Origin of the sequence: Pseudomonas sp. EggHat1 (assembly GCF_014892995.1) — a bacterium.
GTDB classification, from domain to species: domain Bacteria; phylum Pseudomonadota; class Gammaproteobacteria; order Pseudomonadales; family Pseudomonadaceae; genus Aquipseudomonas; species Aquipseudomonas chaetocerotis.
The window spans coordinates 698601-720583 of record NZ_JACKQK010000001.1; the positions used below are offsets into that span (position 1 = coordinate 698601).

Annotated in this window: 15 protein-coding genes; 2 read left to right on the top strand and 13 right to left on the bottom strand. The window is 60.6% G+C overall.

The annotated features are described in order from the left end of the window. Window positions 1-28: 28 nt before the first annotated feature. From gltB to INS93_RS03240, 9 genes are all read right to left on the bottom strand, one after another. Complete coding sequence (gene gltB / locus INS93_RS03200; protein ID WP_192980273.1) at window positions 29-4477, bottom strand: glutamate synthase large subunit; 4449 nt, start codon at window positions 4475-4477, stop codon at window positions 29-31. Window positions 4478-4715: 238 nt separating this feature from the next. Further along, complete coding sequence (locus tag INS93_RS03205) at window positions 4716-6287, bottom strand: SPOR domain-containing protein (RefSeq protein ID WP_192980274.1); 1572 nt, start codon at window positions 6285-6287, stop codon at window positions 4716-4718. 10 nt (window positions 6288-6297) lie between these two features. After that, complete coding sequence (gene aroB / locus INS93_RS03210) at window positions 6298-7401, bottom strand: 3-dehydroquinate synthase (protein WP_192980275.1); 1104 nt, start codon at window positions 7399-7401, stop codon at window positions 6298-6300. Window positions 7402-7452: 51 nt separating this feature from the next. Next, window positions 7453-7971 carry a shikimate kinase AroK gene (gene aroK, locus INS93_RS03215; protein WP_192980276.1) on the bottom strand — a complete coding sequence of 173 codons (519 nt, stop codon included), beginning with the start codon at window positions 7969-7971 and terminating at the stop codon, window positions 7453-7455. Window positions 7972-7976: 5 nt separating this feature from the next. Beyond that, window positions 7977-10076 (bottom strand): type IV pilus secretin PilQ, encoded by a 2100-nt coding sequence (gene pilQ, locus INS93_RS03220; RefSeq protein ID WP_192980277.1) that lies wholly within the window; start codon window positions 10074-10076, stop codon window positions 7977-7979. A gap of 54 nt (window positions 10077-10130) precedes the next feature. Beyond that, window positions 10131-10655: a type 4a pilus biogenesis lipoprotein PilP gene (pilP, locus tag INS93_RS03225; RefSeq protein ID WP_160019105.1), complete on the bottom strand. Its 525-nt coding sequence runs from the start codon at window positions 10653-10655 to the stop codon at window positions 10131-10133. Further along, window positions 10652-11278, bottom strand: a complete 627-nt coding sequence (gene pilO, locus INS93_RS03230) for a type 4a pilus biogenesis protein PilO (RefSeq protein WP_160019104.1) — start codon at window positions 11276-11278, stop codon at window positions 10652-10654. The genes pilP and pilO overlap by 4 nt, the downstream gene beginning before the upstream one ends. After that, window positions 11275-11850 (bottom strand): PilN domain-containing protein, encoded by a 576-nt coding sequence (locus tag INS93_RS03235; RefSeq protein WP_192980278.1) that lies wholly within the window; start codon window positions 11848-11850, stop codon window positions 11275-11277. Before INS93_RS03235 ends, pilO begins: the two co-directional genes overlap by 4 nt. Continuing rightward, window positions 11850-12914, bottom strand: coding sequence for a pilus assembly protein PilM (locus INS93_RS03240; protein ID WP_160019102.1), 1065 nt, complete (start codon window positions 12912-12914; stop codon window positions 11850-11852). The genes INS93_RS03235 and INS93_RS03240 overlap by 1 nt, the downstream gene beginning before the upstream one ends. Before the next feature lie 184 nt (window positions 12915-13098). On the opposite strand from INS93_RS03240, the gene INS93_RS03245 reads away from it, so the two are divergent. Continuing rightward, window positions 13099-15507 carry a penicillin-binding protein 1A gene (locus tag INS93_RS03245; protein WP_420707272.1) on the top strand — a complete coding sequence of 803 codons (2409 nt, stop codon included), beginning with the start codon at window positions 13099-13101 and terminating at the stop codon, window positions 15505-15507. Window positions 15508-15597: 90 nt separating this feature from the next. Here the strand turns inward: INS93_RS03245 and INS93_RS03250 are convergent, their stop codons facing one another. The 4 genes from INS93_RS03250 to rpmE all read right to left on the bottom strand — a co-directional run bounded on the left by INS93_RS03250 (window position 15598) and on the right by rpmE (window position 19443). Next, window positions 15598-16866 carry a malic enzyme-like NAD(P)-binding protein gene (locus INS93_RS03250; protein WP_160019100.1) on the bottom strand — a complete coding sequence of 423 codons (1269 nt, stop codon included), beginning with the start codon at window positions 16864-16866 and terminating at the stop codon, window positions 15598-15600. A gap of 104 nt (window positions 16867-16970) precedes the next feature. Further along, window positions 16971-18407, bottom strand: a complete 1437-nt coding sequence (locus INS93_RS03255) for a M48 family metalloprotease (protein ID WP_192980280.1) — start codon at window positions 18405-18407, stop codon at window positions 16971-16973. Continuing rightward, complete coding sequence (locus INS93_RS03260; protein WP_192980281.1) at window positions 18404-19204, bottom strand: thermonuclease family protein; 801 nt, start codon at window positions 19202-19204, stop codon at window positions 18404-18406. The genes INS93_RS03255 and INS93_RS03260 overlap by 4 nt, the downstream gene beginning before the upstream one ends. Before the next feature lie 26 nt (window positions 19205-19230). After that, window positions 19231-19443 carry a 50S ribosomal protein L31 gene (gene rpmE / locus INS93_RS03265; RefSeq protein WP_003459015.1) on the bottom strand — a complete coding sequence of 71 codons (213 nt, stop codon included), beginning with the start codon at window positions 19441-19443 and terminating at the stop codon, window positions 19231-19233. 158 nt (window positions 19444-19601) lie between these two features. Between rpmE and INS93_RS03270 the strand changes: the two genes are divergently transcribed. Further along, entirely contained in the window at window positions 19602-21821 is a 2220-nt protein-coding gene (locus INS93_RS03270; RefSeq protein ID WP_192980282.1) for a primosomal protein N', read from the top strand. Window positions 21822-21983: the final 162 nt, after the last annotated feature.

Sequence of the window (21983 nt, forward strand, 5' to 3'; positions counted from 1 at the left end):
ACCTCATCAAACCACTTCAGGCGCATTCTTATTGCGGGTTGGCACGGGTGCTGGACAGCAGAGACTTCAGGCTGGCCGCTTTCGGTTTCACCAGCCAGAACTTGCGCAGGTAATCGTCCAGGTTTTCCAGCAGGTTCTGACCCCACTCGCTGCCGGTTTCCTCGACGTACTCGGCGAGCACGCTTTCGAGGTGGCTGCGGTAGGCCTCCATCGCTTCGTTGTTGATGCGCTGGATTTCCACCAGTTCGTGGTTGACGCGGTCGTAGAAGCCGTTGTCCATGTCGAGCACGTAGGCGAAGCCGCCGGTCATGCCCGAGCCGAAGTTATAGCCGGTCTTGCCCAGTACGCAGACGAAACCGCCGGTCATGTACTCGCAGCAGTGGTCACCGGTGCCTTCCACCACGGCATGGGCGCCGGAGTTACGCACGGCGAAACGCTCGCCCGCAGTACCGGTAGCGAACAGCTTGCCGCCAGTGGCGCCATACAGGCAGGTGTTGCCGATGATGGCGCTGTCCTCGGTGGCGAACGGGCTGCCGGCAGGCGGCGTGATGACGATCTTGCCTGCGGTCATGCCTTTGCCGACGTAGTCGTTGGCGTCGCCTTCCAGGCGCAGATGCAGACCACCGGCGTTCCACACGCCGAAGCTCTGACCGGCAGTGCCCTTGAAGCGGAAGGTGATCGGGGCGCCGTTCATGCCCTGGTTGCCATGCACACGCGCGATCTCACCGGAGATACGCGCACCGATGGAGCGGTCGCAGTTGCCGATGTTCAGCTCGAACTCACCACCGGTTTTGCCGGCGATGGCGTCCTTGGCCATTTCCACCATCTTCTCGGCCAGCAGGCCTTCGTCGAACGGCGGGTTCTTCGGCACCTGGCAGAACTGCGGCTTGTCAGCCGGGATATGCGCGCTGGCCAGCAGCGGCGACAGATCCAGGTTGCCCTGCTTGGCGGTTTCGCCCGGCAGCATCTCAAGCAGATCGGTACGCCCGATCAGCTCTTCCAGGCTGCGCACGCCCAGCTTGGCCAGCCACTCGCGGGTTTCCTCGGCGACGTAGGTGAAGAAGTTCATCACCATCTCGACGGTGCCGATGAAGTGATCCTTGCGCAGCTTGTCGTTCTGCGTGGCCACGCCGGTAGCGCAGTTGTTCAGGTGGCAGATGCGCAGGTACTTGCAGCCCAGGGCCACCATCGGCGCGGTACCGAAGCCGAAGCTCTCGGCGCCGAGGATGGCTGCCTTGATCACGTCCAGGCCGGTTTTCAGGCCACCGTCGGTCTGTACCCGCACCTTGCCGCGCAGGTCGTTGCCGCGCAGAGTCTGGTGGGTTTCGGCCAGGCCGAGTTCCCACGGCGCACCGGCATAGCGGATGGAGGTCAGCGGCGAAGCGCCAGTACCACCGTCGTAACCAGAGATGGTGATCAGGTCGGCATAGGCCTTGGCCACACCGGCGGCGATGGTGCCGACACCGGCTTCCGCCACCAGCTTGACCGACACCAGCGCCTTGGGGTTGACCTGCTTGAGGTCATAGATCAGCTGCGCCAGGTCTTCGATCGAGTAGATGTCGTGGTGCGGCGGCGGCGAGATCAGGGTCACGCCCGGCACTGCATAGCGCAGCTTGGCGATCAGGCCGTTGACCTTGCCGCCCGGCAACTGGCCGCCCTCGCCGGGCTTGGCGCCCTGGGCCACCTTGATCTGCAGCACTTCGGCGTTGACCAGGTATTCCGGGGTCACGCCAAAGCGGCCGGTGGCCACCTGCTTGATCTTCGAGCTCTTGATGGTGCCGTAGCGGGCCGGGTCTTCACCGCCCTCACCGGAGTTGGAGCGGCCACCCAGGCGGTTCATCGCCTCGGCCAGCGCTTCATGCGCCTCCGGCGACAGCGCGCCAAGGGAGATACCGGCAGCGTCGAAGCGCTTGAAGATCGACTGCAGCGGCTCGACTTCGTCCAGGGAAATCGGCGCGTCGGATTCCTTGACCTTGAGCAGGTCGCGGATCATCGACACCGGGCGGGTGTCGACCAGCTTCGAGTATTCCTTGTACTTCTCGTAGTTGCCCTGCTGCACGGCCTCCTGCAGCGTGCGCACCACGTCCGGGTTGTAGGCGTGGTATTCGCCGCCGTAGACGAACTTGAGCAGGCCGCCCTGCTGGATCGACTTGCGGTTGTTCCAGGCTTCCAGGGACAGCAGCTTCTGCTCGCTTTCGATGTCGACGAAACGCGCGCCCTGGATGCGGCTGGCCACGCCACGGAAGCACAGTTCGGTGACCTCATCGGCCAGGCCGACCGCCTCGAACAGTTGCGCACCGCGGTAGGACGCGACCGTGGAGATGCCCATCTTCGACAGGATCTTCAGCAGGCCCTTGGAGATGCCCTTGCGGTAGTACTTGAACACTTCATACAGATCGCCCAGCACTTCGCCGGTGCGGATCAGGTCTCCCAGCACTTCGTAAGCCAGGAACGGATAGACCGCCGAGGCGCCGAAACCCAGCAGCACGGCGTAGTGGTGCGGGTCACGCGCGGTGGCGGTTTCCACCAGGATGTTGCAGTCGCAACGCAGGCCTTTCTCGGTCAAGCGGTGGTGCACGGCGCCGGTGACCAGCGCGGCATGCGCCGGCAGCTTGCCCGGAGCGATGTGACGGTCGCTCAGCACCAGCAGTACCTTGCCGGCACGCACGGCTTCCTCGGCCTGGTCTGCCATGTTGCGCACGGCCGCTTCCAGACCCAGCGACTCGTCGTAGTTCATGTCGATGACATGACGATCGAAGCCCGGGCGATCCAGGTTCATCAGCGCACGCCACTTGGCTGGCGAAATCACCGGGCTGCTGAGGATCACGCGGGTAGCGTGCTCCGGCGACTCGCTGAAGATGTTGCGTTCGGCGCCCAGGCAGATTTCCAGGGACATGACGATCGCTTCGCGCAGCGGGTCGATCGGCGGGTTGGTGACCTGCGCGAACTGCTGGCGGAAGTAATCGTAAGGCGAACGCACGCGCTGGCTGAGCACCGCCATCGGCGTGTCGTCACCCATGGAGCCGACGGCCTCCTGACCCTGCTCGCCGAGCGGGCGCAGCACCTGGTCACGCTCCTCGAAGGTGACCTGGAACATCTTCATGTATTGCTTGAGCTGATCCGGGTCGTAGAAGGCCGAACCGTGGTCGCGGTCTTCCAGCGTTGCCTTGATGCGCTGGGCATGCTTGCGCAGCCACAATTTGTAAGGGTGGCGCGACTTCAGGCGGCTGTCGATGGACTCGGTGTCCAGCACTTGGCCGGTTTCGGTATCGACGGCGAGGATCTGCCCCGGACCGACACGGCCCTTGGCGATGACGTCCTCGGGCTGGTAATCCCACACGCCGATTTCCGACGCCAGGGTGATGTAGCCGTTCTTGGTGGTAACCCAACGCGCCGGGCGCAGACCGTTACGGTCGAGCAGGCACACGGCATGGCGACCATCGGTCAGCACCACGCCGGCCGGGCCATCCCAGGGCTCCATGTGCATGGAGTTGTATTCGTAGAACGCACGCAGGTCGGCGTCCATGGTCTCGACGTTCTGCCAGGCCGGCGGAATGATCATGCGCAGGCCACGGAACAGGTCGATGCCGCCGGTGACCATCAGCTCGAGCATGTTGTCCATGCTCGAGGAGTCGGAACCGACACGGTTGACCAGCGGGCCCAGCTCGTCGAGATCAGGGATCAGCTCGTTGGCGAACTTGGTACGACGGGCCTGCGCCCAGTTGCGGTTGCCGGTGATGGTGTTGATCTCGCCGTTGTGCGCGAGATAACGGAACGGCTGCGCCAGCGGCCACTTCGGCAGGGTATTGGTGGAGAAGCGCTGGTGGAAAACCGCAATAGCGGTCTGCAGGCGCTCGTCACCCAGATCCGGGTAGAACTGCTGCAGGTCCGCCGGCATCATCAGGCCTTTGTAGATGATGGTCTTGTGCGAGAAGCTGCAGATGTAGTGATCGCTGTCGTCGGCGTTGGCCACCGAGGAACGACGGCGGGCGCTGAACAGCTTGATGGCAAATTCCTGGTCGGACAGACCTTCGCCGCCGATGAACACCTGCTCGATCTGCGGCAGACGCTCCAGCGCCAGCCTACCGAGGACGCTGGTGTCGATCGGCACCTTGCGCCAGCCCACCAACTGCAGGCCGGCTGCCTGAATTTCGCGGTTCATGTTCTCGCGCGCAGCCTCGGCCTTGGCCGAATCCTGATTGAAGAACACCATGCCCACGGCATATTGCGCAGGCAGTTCGACGCCGAATTGCTCCTGGGCGATGGCGCGCAGGAATTGATCGGGCTTCTGGATCAGCAGGCCACAGCCATCACCGGTCTTGCCGTCGGCGTTGATACCGCCGCGGTGAGTCATGCAGGTGAGGGCCTCAATAGCGGTATTGAGCAGGTGATGACTAGGCTCACCTTGCATGTGGGCGATCAAGCCGAAGCCGCAGTTATCCTTGAACTCATCAGGACGGTACAAACCTGCTTTCATAGGGGAAACTCTCACCAGGCTGCCTAGACCTCAGGCAAATTACTTTCTAATTCAATTACTTAAACCCGAAAAGCGGGCACGGGCCAGCTTTGCATAGGCAAAAGGGAGGTCATTGTACATATCCACCCATGGCGTCACAAATTTTCGTGACGAGGGGGTGAATATTTATGTCGCAAAAACGAAGGATAAGACTGCAAGGTCGTGCTAACGACCAAGCAGTCATCTTGAGACAGAGCGCTTAGCGGCTCATTTCCTGCTGGATGCTGCCCAGGGTGCGAGGCCAGGGCTTACCGGCCTGCAGCTTGGCAGGCAGGGTTTTCACGGCGGCCTGAGCGGCGTCGCGACTGGAGAAACTACCATAGGTCAGCACATACAGCGGCTGCCCCTGGTGGATCTTCTTGAAGTAACGGTATTCGCTGCCACCCTCACGCACCAGCGCCTGAATATTGGCCTCCGAACGCGACCCGACCACCTGCAAGGCATAGCGGGACGCCGGCTGCTGCGCGTACCAGCCACTCGTCGCTCCACCCGAAAGCGCAGCCTGAACGGGCGCAGGCTTGGGAGCAGGGACCGGCGCTGGCGCTGGTGGTTTCGGGGTAACGGGTTCAGGCTGCTTGGCCGGTGCCGGTGCCGGTGCCGGTGCCGGTGCCGGTGCCGGTGCCGGTGCCGGTGCCGCAGTGATTGGCGCTGACGGCGGCGTAACTGTCGAGGGCTCAGGCGAAACAGGCGGCTCGAAGTTATCCAACTCTTCGCCTGCTGCCTCAGCCAACGGCTGGCGAATAACGGCCTGCGACTCGCCCACCAGTGGCAACGGCAGCGGCTGACTGGCACCCGCGAACTCGATAGCTGGCGCGCGACTTTCCGCAGCAGGCGCTTGCACCGGCTCTTCAGCTTCCACAGCTGGCGCGGAAGACTGCAAAGGTAGCGACGTATTGCTAGCCACCGGCGCCGGCGCGGCAGACTCGCGCCCCTGCATGAACCAGGCAGCAGCAACGCCGACCAATACGACGGCCAGCGCCAACAGATGCTTTTTCGGCAGGGCAAAACCGCCGCCCGCACCACGACCAGCCGAGCGCTGCGCGAGCATCTGCTCGACCAGCAGCTCGCGCGCCTCCTGATTGATTGCCCCAGGCCACCCCTGAGCACGAACATGAATGTCCTCGATCTGCTCTTCGGTCAACAGATCAATACTCTGGCCGGCGCCATCGAGCCTCTGAGCCAGGTAGTCGCGCGTTTCCTCTTCAGCGTACGGCTGAAGCTCGATCGCGTGATAACACTCCTCGCCACCTGCCAACGCTTCCAAGCGCGCCAACAGATCCTGCTCGGCAAACAGAAAGATATGCGGACGCCCCTCGGCATTACCCGCCGCAAGCGCCAGGACGCCCTTCAGTGCCGCGTCATCCAGTTGATCGGCGTCGTCGACCAACAGATAAACCTCCTGCCCGGTCAACGCCAACTGCCCAACCTGCGCCAGAATCGAACGCACATCGGCCTGAGCAATGGACAACCCCTGAGCGACCTGACGCAGCAGCGCCTCGCTACCGGTGACCCCCTGCGCAACGACAATGCTCTGCACTGCCTGCTTGTTGGTGCTGGCGACCAATGCCTGACGCAGCAGAGTCTTACCACTACCTTCAGGACCAACCACTGCCAGCAACAGCTGGCTATAACGCGCAAGATGATGCAATTGCCCCAGCACCGGCTTTCTCTGTGCCGGGAAGAACTTGAAGCCAGGCACTCTTGGCGCAAAGGGGTCGTGACTGAACTGGTAATGCGCCAGGAAAGCTTCGTCAGCATGCAAACTGGTCATGGATCACTCTTCAAGAGTTGGACGACTGAGCCAGCGCTGCGTAATCGCTACGCAGCGTGGCGTCGAGAATTTCACGCGGGTAGTCGGCGGTCACTACAGCCTCACCCAAACGCTTGAGCAACACGAGACGCAGCTGACCATCGAGCACTTTCTTGTCCACCGCCATATGCTCGAGGAACTGCTCAGGCGTCATATCCCGCGGCGGTACCACTGGCAGTCCGGCAGCCTGCAACAGGCGCACACCTCGGTCTCGGTCCGCCGCCGATAGCCAGCCCAGACGATGGGACATCTCCAACGCCATCACCGTTCCAGCGGCAACGGCTTCGCCATGCAGCCAAACGCCATAACCCTGCTCGGTCTCGATGGCGTGCCCAAAAGTGTGGCCGAGATTGAGAGTGGCACGCACTCCTGACTCACGCTCATCCGCACCGACGACACGCGCCTTGGCCGCACAGGATCGCTCGATGGCCTCGGTAAGCGCCCGCTGATCGAGCACACGCAAGGCCGGCATATTCTGCTCCAGCCATGACAGGAAAGGCTCATCGCAGATCAGGCCATACTTGATGACCTCGGCAAGGCCAGCCGACAATTCACGAGCGGGCAAGGTATTCAGGCTGCTCGTATCGATCAGAACGGCCTTGGGCTGGTAGAAGGCGCCCACCATGTTCTTGCCCAGCGGATGATTGATGCCAGTCTTGCCGCCCACCGACGAATCGACTTGAGAAAGCAGGGTCGTCGGGACCTGGATGAAATCGACACCACGCTGGTAACAGGCCGCTGCAAAGCCCGCCATATCACCAATCACGCCCCCACCAAGCGCCACGACAGTGGTGCGGCGATCATGTCGAGCACTCAGCAGACCATCGAAGATCAGTTGCAAGGTTTCCCAGTTCTTGAACGCCTCACCGTCAGGCAGCACTACAGAGGTGACGCTGTAGCCTTCGAGAGCCTGCTGCAGCGTTTGCAGATACAGCGGCGCGACGGTGTCGTTGGTCACGATCGCCACCTGCCGCCCTGCTATGTGCTGCGCGAGCAGTTCAGGGCGGGACAGCAGCCCCTGACCGATATAAATGGGATAGCTGCGTTCGGCGAGATCGACGCGAAGAGTCTGCATGAGGCCCCCAGAATAAAAAGGCCACTAGGATAGCGCAGTTCGCCCCGCGCTTTAACGGGGCGACAAGGCTTCCAGACGCGCGAGAATTTCCTGAACCACCATGCGCGGCGGCCGCTCGTCCGTCTCGATGATGATATCAGCGACCTCTCGATACAGAGGATCACGCATGGCCATCAGATCCCTGAGTACCTGAGCCGGATTGGCCGTGCGTAATAACGGACGATTGCGATCACGTGACGTGCGATCGATCTGCTGCTCCACCGAAGTATGCAGGTAGACGACTCGGCCACCAGCATGCAGCGCTTGGCGATTCTCCGGACGCATGACCGCTCCGCCGCCAGTCGCCAGCACAAGACCGTCCTGCATCGAAAGCTCGGCGATCACCGCCCGCTCCCGCTCACGAAAGCCCTGCTCACCCTCGACATCGAAAATCCAGGGTATATCGGCACCGGTACGCTGCTCGATCTCCTTGTCGGAGTCCTTGAAAGACAAACGCAGTTCTTTTGCAAGCAAACGCCCGATGGTGCTCTTTCCAGCTCCCATCGGGCCCACGAGGATTACATTCCGCACTTAGGTCATCGGTTCACGGCAATGGCTTGGTTGTTCATGATGCGCGGAGTGAGGAATACAAGCAATTCCGCCTTTCTGTCCTGAACCAGATCACGCTTGAACACCCGCCCGATAAAAGGGAGATCCCCCAGGAAAGGTACCTTGTCCACTGACTTGGACTGGGTGTTGGAATAGACACCACCAATGACGATCGTTTCACCATCAGCCACAAGAACCTTGGCATTGACTTCGTTCTTGCTGATGGCAGGGATGCCACCCGTTGAAGATGCCACAGAGAAGTCAGGAGCATCCTTGGTGACCTTCACCTCCATGAGAACGCGATTGTCGGGCGTGATTTGCGGCGTCACCTCAAGCGAAAGTGCCGCCTCTTTGAAGGAGGTACTGGTCGCACCGCTGGAACTCGCCTCCTGATAGGGCACTTCGGTACCCTTGAGGATCTTCGCGGTTTCCTTGTCGGAGGTTACGACCTTCGGCTGAGAAACAACCTCACCAGAACCAGACTTCTCCATCGCACTCAACTGCAGATCCAAGACGGTATTGTTCGTAATAAAGCCAATACCTATGCCCGAGGTGCTTCCGTTCACCCCCATATCAACGAAGGGCGTGTTAAACGGAACATCGATCTGCTGAACACCATCGGTCTCTTCGCCCAGTTCGAGATTGCCATTCTTACCCCAGGCATTCCAATTACCAGAACCGATGTTCCCACCCCAGCGAACACCAAGCGACTTGTCATAATCGACATTCGCTTCGACGATACGAGCTTCGATCATTACTTGGCGAACCGGAATATCCAGCTGAGTGACGATGCGGCGCAATTCGTCGATACGCTCCTGAGTCAGGGTTACGATGAGACTGTTGGTGCGGTCATCAAAAATCACCGAGCCCCGCATATCATCCTTCAGCGTGCCGGAAGAACCCTCTTCGTAGAGCTTGGCAATGTCGGATGCCTTGGCATAGTTCAACTGAATGATGTCCTTGCGCAGCGGCGCAAGCTCGGCCACTTGCTTCTGTACGGCCAACTCCTGCTGTTCACGAGCAGCAATCTCATCCGCCGGAGCAACCATCAGCACGTTACCGACCTTGCGCTGATCGAGCCCCTTGGTCTTGAGCACCAGATCCAGGGCCTGATCCCAAGGCACGTTCTGCAGACGCAAGGTGATGTTGCCGCGAACCGTGTCACTTGCGACCAGGTTCAGATCCGTGAAATCGGCGATCAACTGCAGCACCGAACGCACATCGATGTCCTGGAAATTCAGAGAAAGCTTTTCACCTGTGTAGGTGAAGCGATCCGCCTTACGGCGAACTGCATCTTCTTCAGTAAGAGGCTTGACGCTGATCGTCAGTTTGTTGTCCGCCTGAAACACCAGATAATCATAGAGGCCCGTTGGCTCCACAACGATACTCGCGCGATCAGCTGAAGCGCTGGCATTGACGAATTGTACGGGCGTGGCGAAATCCTTTACATCCAACCGCACGCGCAGCGACTCCGGTAATTGAGTCTTGGGAAAATCAATACGAATCTTCCCGCCCTGCTCCTGAACATCTGGGCTGATCTTGGGGTCGGACAGGGAAATCACGATATTACCCTCGCCCTGCTCGCCGCGCTGGAAGTCGATATCACTGACCGAGCGAACACCTGCGACAGCACGAGCAGTGGGCGCAGACGCAACAGGAGCAGGACTTGCAACCGACGCAGAGCTTACGCTCGCCGCAGAAGATAGCGGACCATCCCCGACAATTACGAACAGGGCATTGCCGTCAACGCGAGTTGTATATGGCGCCAGATTGGTCAGATTGACGATAAGTCGAGTGCGATCCTTGGCCTCAACTACAGTCAAGCTACGCGCGTTGCCCGTCCCTATTTCACGGTTCTTGCTGCCCAGATTATTGGACACGCCCGGCAAGTCGAGGGCAATACGCGCAGGTTGCTCGATGGTATAGCCTCGAGGCGCTGGAATAGGCTCATCGAAGGTCAATTTCAACTCAACTCGGTCTCCCGGTAGAGCGGCGACATCCAAGCTGTTCAAGCTTGCCGCGAGCAGGGCCGGAGACATTAAAAGGGCCGCAACAGAAAGACCGAATCGCGAGAACGAGCTGTTCATTACATACTTCCGTTGTGCAGACTGAAAATTATTTTTCATATTTGTTCCCGCCTGTTAAGAGCGCTCTTTGAGCGTTAGGCTTCGCGGCCTTTCAAGCCAACCCTGATCACCATCCGGCACTATTTCTATTACGTCGATCTTGGCCTCGTCCACGGACACCACACGCCCATGGTTTCGCCCTAAATAGTCACCGACCTTGACCCGGTGAACCCCACCAGCGCCACCGACAAGTGCGAAAAAGCCGCTATCGTTCGAAAGCGTCCCTACCATTTCGAACGCCTCAATATTGAAGCCTTCCAGAAATTGCTTGACCCTACTCTCGTCAGGGCGAACTTCCGGAGCACCCTTGACACGACTGACGGTGTCAACTTTGACCGGAGGCTGAAAAGGACTCCGCAAAGCAGCTGCCCCGTAAATAAAGGCTTCATAAGGAGGGACTTTAGGTAAGGGTTCGATATCGCCCTTTGGCCTGGAGCGAACCTCGTCCATAAATACCTGGAGATCAGAGAAGTCACCACCACCACAACCAATCAAGCCACTGGACAAACAGGCCAAGAAAAGCAACTTAAATGTCTTCATTTTTCCAGCCCCTTATCATTATAACGATAAGTCTTGGCAAGGATATTCATCCGCAAAGTAGATGATGCAGAGTCTTTTTCAACTGGCTTAATTTCAAAGTCATGCAACGTCACAATACGAGGGAGACTCGCCACGCCACTGACAAACGTAGCCAGGTCATGGTAACCACCCACTACCGCCATCTGGATCGGCAGTTCGATATAGAACTGCTGCGTGACCTCCGGAAGCAGCTTGATTTCCTCAAACTCCAACCCGCTGCCAAGCCCGGTACGCGTGATGTCTTCCAGCAAACCAGGAACCTCGGTATCGCTGGGCAGCTGGCTCAACAATGCACCGAAGCGAACCTCCATTTCCTTCATCTGCTCCTTATAGGCCTCAAGGTTCGCCGCCTGAGATGCCTTGATAGAGAACTGCTGCTTCAGGCTTTCCTCTTCCGATGTAACACGATCCAGATCGGCACGCAGATCACTCAGATGGAAGTAATAGCCCGCACCAAGCACAGCCACGAAGAACAAGGCAAAAACCACCCCCTTCACGGCACCAGGCCAAGAACCTACGTTATTAACATCAAGATCATTCAGATCGAATTTGCGCAGACTATCGATGGATTCGGCCAGACTCATTTTTGATTACCCTCGACTGCTTCTGCTGCAGGCTGAGTCTGCTGCACGCTCAGTTGGAAAACATTGGCCTGATCCAGTGCCCCCGCTGTTGTAGCCTTGACCTGAGTTAGGTTAGGCGCGTTCAACCATTCAGAAGCGTCCAAGTTACGCATCAGGTTGGAAACTCGGTTGTTAGACTCCGCCGCGCCCAGAATATCGATCTTCTTCCCAACCATCTTCACACTGGAAAAATAAACGCCATCCGGCAAAGTTCGCACCAGTTGGTCGAAGACGCGTCCAATAACAGGGCGATTCCCCTGCAAGTCCTGAATAATCTTCATCCGTTCCAGCAGCTGCTGACGGCGAGTCTTCAACTCACTGATTTCCTTGATACGGGCATCAAGTACTGCAATTTCCTTTCTTACAAATTCATTGCGGGCATTCTGCTGATCAATTGCCCCGTTGAGCAATTGGTCGCCCAGAAAAACAACGCCAGCAGCCACGACGAGCACACCAACCAGCGTAACCAAAAACCGCTGCTTGCGTTCCTCACGCAGCTGTTCACGCCAGGGAAGTAGGTTAATCCGCGCCATCAGTCGAAACTCCTCATCGCCAGACCACAGGCAATCATCAGTGCCGGCGCATCACTGGCCAATGCACCGGCGTTGACCTTGCTGCTCAGCGCCATATCGGCAAAGGGATTGGCCACTAGCGTCTGCGTACCGATCTTTTGCTGGATCAGCCGATCGAGATCAGGAATGGACGCGGTGCCGCCAGCCAGGAGGATGTAGTCGACATCATTGAACTGCCCGGCGGCGAAGAAGAACTGCAGCGAACGCGAAACCTGCTGAACGACAGCTTCTTTGAACGGCTGCAAAACCTCACTGTCGTAGTCATCTGGAAGACCGCCTTGCTTCTTGGCAAGACCAGCTTCCTCGACCGACAGCCCGTAGCGACGCTGGATTTCCTCGGTCAGCTGCTTGCCGCCGAAAAGCTGCTCGCGGGTGTAGATGGTGCGGCCATTGTGCAGAACACTGAGCGTGGTCATCGTCGCGCCAATATCCACCACCGCGACGGTCAGCTCATCGTGGCCGCCACCCAACTGCGCCTCCAGTAGTCCGTAGGCGCGCTCGAGGGCATACGCCTCGACGTCGACCACTTTCGCGGTAAGCCCAGCGAGCGCCAGAGCCGCCTCGCGGACCTCCACGTTCTCCTTGCGGCATGCAGCCAGCAGCACCTCGACCCGATCGGGGTTACGCGGCGCCGGCCCCTGCACTTCGAAATCGATGGCGACTTCTTCCAGCGGGTAGGGAATGTATTGATCAGCCTCGATCTTCAGCTGGTTTTCCAAGTCGTCCTCGGAAAGACCGGCTTCCATTTCGATGGTCTTGGTGATAACAGCCGAACCCGCCACAGCAACTGCAGCCGTCTTGACGCCGCTCTTGGCCTTGGCCAACACGCGAGAGAGCGCCTGACCGACCCCCTCCAGCTCGGCGATGTTCTTCTCTACCACTGCGTTAGGTGGAAGCGGCTCGACTGAATAAGCCTCTACCTTGTAGCGGCTTCCCGAGCGACTCAGTTCGAGGAGCTTGACCGAAGTCGAGCTGATATCAATCCCCAGCAGCGTATTCGCTTTCTTAGTGAAGAGCCCTAGCACGACCGTTTTCCTATTGGCATCCGCGACTTACGGACTATTTATGTTTTTCCACATTAAATATCAGTCTTGACAGAAGCGCAAATGGCTCCCCGGGAAAAAAAACGCTTATAATGTGATCAGCTTTTCCCTTTTTGCCTCGACTCCTGCTTAACTCATTCTTTTACTTGGAATTCCGAACATTTTGATACGCCTGCTGAAGTTCATCTGGTGGTCTTGCGTTGCCGTTTTTTGTGGGCTGTTGCTCAGTTTCAGCGGCGCGTTTCTTTATCTTAGCCCGACCCTTCCGTCCGTCGAATCGCTGCGTCAGGTACAGCTGCAGATTCCTCTGCGCGTCTACAGCAGCGACGCCAAGCTGATCGCCGAGTTCGGCGAGATGCGCCGTTCGCCCATTCGCTTCGACGAGATCCCCAAGGCATTCATCAGCGCCCTGCTGGCTGCTGAAGACGATAATTTCGCCAATCATTATGGCGTCGATGTGACCAGCCTGATGCGCGCTGCCACGCAATTATTGAAAAGCGGCCAGATTCAGAGCGGTGGCAGCACCATCACCATGCAGGTGGCGAAGAATTTCTTCCTCACCAGTGAGCGCAGCTTCTCACGCAAGGCTACCGAAATTCTCCTGGCGCTGCAGATCGAGCGCGAGCTGAGCAAGGACGAAATCCTCGAGCTCTACGTCAACAAGATCTACCTCGGCCACCGCGCCTATGGCATCGAAGCTGCCGCACAGGTGTACTACGGTAAATCGATCCGCGAACTCAACCTGGCGCAGATGGCGATGATTGCCGGCCTGCCGAAAGCACCATCGCGCTACAACCCGCTGGTCAACCCGACACGGGCCAAGGAGCGCCGCGACTGGATTCTCGGCCGTCTTTACCGCCTCGGCCGCATCGACCAGGCCAGCTACGAGCAAGCACTGGCCGAAGAGGTCGACGCCCGCTATCACGTTCCGACTCCGGAACTGAGCGCTCCCTACATAGCCGAGATGGCGCGTGCGGAAATGGTCGGACGCTATGGCAGCGAGGCTTATACCGAAGGCTTCAACGTCACCACCACCGTACCCAGCCATCTACAGGAAGCGGCCAATACCGCGCTACGTGACGGACTGATCGCCTACGACCAACGTCACGGCTACCGTGGCCCTGAGAGTCGCTTGCCGGGCATGACCCGCGAAACCTGGCAGGCCGAGCTGGGCAAGTACCGCAGCATCGGCGGCCTGGAACCAGCGGTGGTTACCCAGGTCGAGAAAAGCGGCATCCTGGTATTGACCCGTAACGGTGAAGAACAAGCTGTCTCGTGGGACAGCATGAAATGGGCTCGCCCATTCCTCAATACCAACAGCCTGGGGCCGCGACCACAGCAACCTGGCGATGTCGCCCAGGTCGGCGATATCGTTCGCGTACAGCGCCAGGAAGATGGCAGCCTGCGTTTCACTCAGGTTCCAGCGGCGCAGAGCGCGCTGGTTTCCCTCGACCCATACAGCGGCGCCATTCAGTCGCTGGTCGGCGGCTTCTCATTCGACCAGAGCAACTACAACCGCGCAGTGCAGGCCAAGCGCCAGCCGGGCTCGAGCTTCAAGCCCTTCATCTATAGCGCGGCACTGGATAGCGGCTACACCGCAGCAACGCTGGTCAACGATGCACCAATCATCCTCTCCGACGATTACCTGTCGCAGAAATGGCGCCCGAAGAACGACAACAACACCTTCCTCGGCCCGATTCGGATGCGTGAAGCGCTGTACAAGTCGCGCAACCTGGTTTCCATCCGCCTGCTGCAGGACATGGGTATCGACCGCAGCCTTCGTTACATCGAGCGCTTCGGCTTCGACCCACAAGATCTGCCGCGCAACCTGTCGCTGGCACTCGGCACCGCCAGCCTGACACCCATGGAAATTGCAGAGGGCTGGGCCACCTTCGCCAATGGCGGTTACAAGGTCGAGCCCTACCTGATCGAACGCATCGACGATCGCGACGGCAAACCGCTGTTCCGTGCCAACCCGGCACGCGTGCCAGGCAGCGCGCCGGCCGAGGAGAACGCCAGTCTCACCGTCAACGCAACCGACGAGTTGCCGCTGGAAGAACCCAAGGTCGCCGAGCAGATCATCGACGAACGCACCGCCTACATCATGACCAGCATGCTGCAGGACGTGATCAAGCGCGGTACCGGCCGACGCGCTCTCGCCCTTGGCCGCAATGACCTGGCCGGCAAGACCGGCACTACCAATGAGTCCAAGGACAGCTGGTTCTCTGGCTACAACGCCGACTATGTGACCACCGTCTGGGCAGGCTTCGACCAGCCCGAGAGCCTGGGCCGCCATGAGTACGGCGGCACTGTCGCGCTGCCGATCTGGATGAACTACATGGGCGCGGTACTCAAGGATCACCCCAACCATCCGCCCAAGGAACCCAAGGGTCTGCTGACGCTGCGCGTCGACCCGATCAGTGGCCGCGCTGCAGCACCTGGCACCCCGGACGCCTACTTCGAATTGTTCAAAAGCGAAGACTCGCCACCCCCGATGAGCGAGTTCGAACCTGGCATGGGCGTACCTGGCAGCCCGCTGCCGGCCGACGAGATGGCACCGATCGACTTGTTCTAGGACGAGGCTCAGGCGACGGCAAGCGCTGCCTTGAGCCGAATCACAGGCAATAAAAAACCCGCCGAGGCGGGTTTTTTACTACTCGGCTGATCAGCCGTTGAATACTTCATCCACCGATTTCAGCGGATAGTGCTTCGGATAGGGCAGGGTCGCCACACCGGATTCGATGGCAGCCTTGGCCACGGCATCGCAAACCACGGTGATCAGACGCTGATCCATCGGCTTCGGAATGATGTACTCACGACCGAACGACAGCGCGATACCACCGTAGGCGTCACAGACGTCCTGCGGTACCGGCAGCTTGGCCAGGTCGCGCAGTGCCAGCGCTGCGGCGATCTTCATCTCTTCGTTGATGCGGGTGGCGCGTACGTCCAGAGCACCGCGGAAGATGAAGGGGAAACCCAGAACGTTGTTGACCTGGTTCGGGTAGTCGGAACGACCGGTGGCCATGATCACGTCGTTGCGCGTCTCGTGTGCCAGCTCCGGCTTGATTTCCGGGTCAGGATTGGAGCAGGCGAAGACGATCGGGTTGGCCGCCATGCGCTTGAGATCTTCCGGGCTCAGCAGGTTGGCGCCAGACAGGCCGACGAACACATCCGCGCCGTCGAGCGCATCGGACAGGGTGCGACGATCGGTTTCATGAGCGAACACCGCCTTGTACTGGTTCAGATCATCGCGACCAGCGTGCACCACGCCCTTGCGGTCGATCATGAAGATGTTCTCGACCTTGGCGCCCATGCTCACCAGCAACTTCATGCAGGAGATAGCGGCAGCACCGGCACCCAGGCAGACGATCTTCGCCTCTTCAAGGGTTTTGCCGGCGATTTCCAGGGCGTTGAGCATGCCGGCAGCTGTGACGATCGCGGTGCCATGCTGGTCATCGTGGAATACCGGGATGTCGCACTGCTCGATCAGCGCGCGCTCGATCTCGAAACATTCGGGGGCCTTGATATCTTCCAAGTTGATGCCGCCGAAGGTAATGGAGATGCGTTTTACGGTGTCGATGAAGGCCTGCGGGCTTTCCGAATCGACTTCGATATCGAACACATCGATACCAGCGAAACGCTTGAACAGCACGCCTTTACCTTCCATGACCGGCTTGGAGGCCAGCGGACCGAGGTTACCCAGGCCGAGGATGGCGGTGCCATCGGAAATAACGGCTACCAGGTTGCCTTTACCGGTGTAACGGTAGGCCAGCTCGGCATCACGAGCGATTTCGCGAACCGGCTCAGCGACACCCGGGCTGTAGGCCAGCGACAGGTCGCGGGCAGTAGCAGTGGCTTTGGTCAACTCGACGCTCAGCTTACCGGGGCGGGGCTGGGCGTGATATTCGAGAGCGGCAGTTTTTAGATCTGACATAGTGGCATTTCCGCTTTTGTTGGCTGTTGAACGGGCAGGCGGCCGAGGATACGCAAGTTGTATACACCTGCACAAGACCGTTCGGTCGCGATTGAGGCGCCGCGCTAGCGCAGCGTTTTCAGCCACTGGCCGGGGCGCGGCTCACCACTCGGATAGAGCCCGTTAAGCAGCCTCAGCTGCGCCTCGCCATCAACCGCCAGCGGCGAATCCTTGGCCAAAGCAGAGATGCCCTGCCCCGTCTTGACCCGCACCAGACGCAAGCGCACTGGCTCGGCCAGCTTGCGCTCAGCCGCCTTGAGCGGCCGGTAACTGCGGATGACATCGAGGAAACGTTGGTCCTCGGTTTCCAGCGACGCACGCCCTTTCACCGCCGCCACGAACAGGTAGGCATTGTCGCCCCGATAGATCACCGCAACGCGCCGCGCCGATTGGCCCTGCAACACCGCCGTATAGCCCTGCAGCGCACCAAGACGCAACTCCTCGCCCGCCACCAGACGCTGACTGCCGACGCGCTTGCGCAGGAACTCGGCAGGCGAAAGACCTTTTTCCACCGCCTCCAGGGTCATGGCGATAAAGGCTTGCTCATCCGGGGTGTGGCCGATCAACACATCCGGGCGATTGACCAGTTGCCAGCCCTGCGGGTAGGTCAGGGCGAAGTCCAGCTCGCCGTGATAGAAATTGCGCCCACGGCGAATTCCGCTGGCAGCCGAATCGCCGAACACCAGGCCGTCGAGCATCTGCAGGAAATTGTCGCGCCCCACTTCCTGATTGCCGCCCACCAATGCACGCGCAGGGCCAATGACTTCCTGCAGACGTCGATCATTGTCCGGGTGCGTGTCGAACAAGCCGTGGTACCCACCCGCTGCAGGTGCCTCGCCCCGCTTGGCAGCCTGCTCGCGAGCGAAGTCCTCCTGCCCCTTGAGCACCTTGACCACTTCGATCATCGCCTGCGGATCGTAGCCACCACGCGCCAGGTATTGCGCGCCCAGGCCATCGGCCTCCAGCTCCATGTCGCGCCCGTAGCCGCGCACGAAGGCATTGCCCATGGCGCTGGTCAGATCCCCCACCGCTCCGACACCGGTACCGATGGCCGCAGCCTGACCGAGCAAGCCCCAGGCCGTGGACTGACTTTGCTGGCGCACGCTATGGCGCGCGGTCACGTGACCGACCTCATGGCCCAGCACGGCCGCCAGCTCCGCCTCGGAGTTGAGGTAGGCGAGCAGCCCACGATGGATATAGATGTAGCCCCCCGGCAGGGCGAAGGCGTTGACGTCCGGACTGTCCACCAGAGTGAAGACGTAGTTGAGCTGATTACGATGGCTGCTGCGCGCCACACGCTCACCCACGCGCTGGATATAGGCCTGCAGTTTGGCATCTTCGTAACGCGGGTATTGCTTGAGGATTTCCTGGTTGTAGCGCGCACCAAGATCCAGCTCCTGGCGTTCGCTCATCATCACGAAATCGGTGCGGCCAGTAGCGGGATTGACCGCACAACCCGCCAACCAGCTGCAGAACAGACACAGCGTCAATGCACGCATCATGGCAACACCTCCAGCATCGCCGAATGGGTAAGCGGCAGCATCCAGCGTGCCTGCCCGGATTTCAAGCCGCCGCGACTCTGGCGATCGATGACCCAGCCACGCGCCTCCACTCGCCGCCCCTTGAGTTTCTGCAAGGCGCGCATGTCGAACTCACCAAGCAGTTCTGGTGCAACGCGCAACACCCGCCCACCATCGAGATCGAGCCAGAGGCCGCCGCGATTGCGCTGCACGCCAGTAACCCGCCCACCGAGCAGGGCGAAGCCGCCACTGCGTAGCTGACCAGCCGTCTTAACCTGCTCATCACGCCACAAGCCAAGCCGCTGGCTGCGCGCCACGCGCTCGGCTTTCGCCTGGCAAGTCACCAGCGCCGTATTGGGCGCCACCGCCACCATGAAGCCGAGGCCTTCGCCCAAGAGTTGCGCTTCGAGATTACGCCCCTGGCGGTCGTAGAGATGGGCCAGGGTACGCCCGTAGCGATCCTTGCGCTGCGCGCCGTAGAGCAGACCGACCCGACCATCGCTGGCATCGACCAGCGCCTGCAAGCGGCGCTTGGCCTGCACCGCATAAGGCTCGTCGCTGCGTCCCTTGCGCCCCAGTTCAGGCGCGTTGATGCCGATCAGGCGGATGCTGCGCCCGTCGGCCAGGCGCACCGTGTCACCATCGACTACCTGGCGCACCGCGACCTGCGCCAGATCGGCGCGCTGCGGGCAGAAGGCCTGGGCCAGATCGGCGCCAAGCAGAGAAACGAAAAAGGCGCCCACCAGGGACGCCTTTTTCAGATTCACGGACAGGTGCATGGCACGTTCCGTAATCGTTCGGTCGCTTACTTGGCGCCGAATACGCCGAAGCGCTGCTTGAAGCGATCGATACGGCCGCCGGTGTCCAGCACTTTCTGCTTACCGGTGTAGAACGGGTGGCACTCGGAGCAAACGTCGAGGCTCAGGTTCTTGCCCAGGGTGGAGCGGGTCTTGATCACGTTACCGCAGGAGCAGGTAGCGTCGATTTCGACATAGTTCGGATGGATATCGGCTTTCATCGTGCTTTCCTCAGGGTAGTCGTGCCGCCACCCGACCAATGTCAGGCACCGCACAGAAATAGGCCGCGCATCTTACCAGACGCGCAAGCCGATGCAAGCCACGCAAGGCGCCGGTCGTCGCGTGTTAAGATCGCCGGCCTGTCAATGGAGCTTCTGGCTTGCCCAACCTGATCCTGCGCCTCGCCCTGCCCTCGCCGCTGCGCCGCCTGTTCGACTACCTCGCCCCCGCTGGCGTGTCGCGCAGCGCCTTGCAGCCCGGCGTACGCCTGCGCGTGCCTTTCGGCCGGCGCGAGATGATCGGCGTGCTGGTGGAGGTCGACAATCAGAGCGACGTCCCCACCGACAAACTCAAGCCCGCCCTGGAACTGCTCGACGCCCGCCCACCGCTGCCAGCGTCGCTGTTCAAGCTGTGCCTGTGGACTGCGCAGTACTATCAGCACAGCCTTGGCGACACCCTGAGCTGGGCCCTGCCGGTATTGCTACGTCAGGGCGAGCCGGCCGAAACCCGCCAGGAGCGCTACTGGCTGGTCAATAAAGACGCCAGCGTCGACGACCCACGCCTGGCCCGCGCCCCACGCCAGCGCGACGCACTCAAGGCGCTGGCGCAACATCCACACGGCGTGGCCCACAGCCTGCTCAGCCAACTGCAACTCAACCGCGACAGCCTGCAGTTACTGCATGAGAAGGGACTGGTGCGGGTCGAGGTGCGCCGCACCCAACCTCATGCCAAGCCGGCGCACTGGCTGGCACAACCGGAATTGCCGCTCAACGCCGAGCAGCGCGCAGCAGTGAATGCCGTGGCGTCGAACTGGGATCAGTTCAATGCCTTTCTGCTCGCCGGCGTCACCGGCAGCGGCAAGACCGAGGTCTATCTGCAACTGATCCACCAGTGCCTGGAGGCCGGCAAGCAGGCGCTGGTACTGATCCCGGAGATCAACCTCGGCCCGCAGACCTTCGACCGTTTTTCCCGCCGTTTCAACGCACGCATCGCCTTGCTGCATTCGGCGGTGAATGATCGCGAGCGCCTGGACGCCTGGCTGGCCGCTCGCGATGGCGAGGCCGACATCATCATCGGTACGCGCTCGGCGCTGTTCACGCCGATGAAGAACCCAGGACTGATCATCGTCGACGAAGAACACGACGCCTCTTATAAACAGCAGGAAGGCCTGCGCTACCACGCACGCGACCTGGCTCTGGTACGCGCCCGCCAGGAAAACGTGCCTATCGTGCTCGGTTCGGCGACGCCCTCGCTGGAAAGCCTGCACAACGCCCACAGCGGCCGCTACGCCCTGCTCAAGCTGACTCAGCGCGCCGGCGGCGCCAGCCAGCCACGCTTCCTGCGCCTGGACGTGAAGAGCCGGCCACTGGACTCGGGCATCTCCGGGCCAATGCAGCAGGCCATCGCCCAGACTCTGGCGGCCGGACAGCAGGTGCTGGTGTTTCTCAACCGCCGCGGCTTCGCCCCGACCCTGCTCTGCCACGACTGCGGCTGGCTGTCCGAGTGCCCGCGTTGCGATGCGCGTATGACCGTGCACCAGCGCTACCAGGAACTGCGCTGTCATCACTGCGGCCATGTCGAAAAGCAACCGAGCAACTGCCCGAAATGCCAGCACGTCGACTTGCGCCCGGTCGGCGCCGGCACCGAGCGCGCCGAAGAGCGCCTGGCGGTGCTGTTCCCCGACTACCCGGTGCTGCGCATCGACCGTGACAGCACCTCGCGCAAGGGCGCGATGGATCGCCTGTTCGCCACAATCAACAAGGGCGAGCCGTGCATCCTGGTGGGCACCCAGATGCTTGCCAAGGGCCACCACTTCCCACGGGTGACGCTGGTGTCGATTCTCGATGCCGACGGCGGCCTGTTCTCAGCCGACTTCCGCGCCAGCGAGCGCATGGCGCAACTGATCGTGCAGGTCGCTGGTCGCGCTGGTCGCGCGGAGGAACCAGGCAAGGTAATCATCCAGAGCCACCTGGCCGACCATCCGCTGCTGGTACAACTGACCGAACAAGGCTACTTCGCCTTCGCCGAACAGGCACTGAGCGAACGTCGCAGCGCCGGCCTGCCGCCGTTCTGCCACCTGGCGCTGCTTCGCGCCGAAGCGCACAAGCCTGGCCAGGCGGAAAGTTTTCTTGATGAAGCCTGCAGCGAGGCCGAGCATTTACTGGGAGAGCTGGGCTTGACCGGCATCGAACTGCTCGGCCCGGTCCCCGCACCGATGGAGCGCCGCGCTGGGCGCTTCCGTGCGCAACTGCTGCTGCAGGGCAATGCCCGTGCACCTTTGCACCGCCTGCTCAACCACTGGCTGCATGCGTTGGAGCAAATGCCCAGCGGCCGCGCGGTGCGCTGGTCGCTGGACGTCGACCCGATCGACCTGTTTTGACGCACCACCGCTTCGCCGAACCGTAGGGTGCGCCGTGCGCATCCGCTTCTCGATTCGCAACCAGGCAACCCTTGGTGCGCATGGCGCACCCTACAAGTTATGGCTTGCAGCTTGTAGCTGCTCTTATAATGCGCAGTTTTCGACCAAAGCCCCAAGGCAACC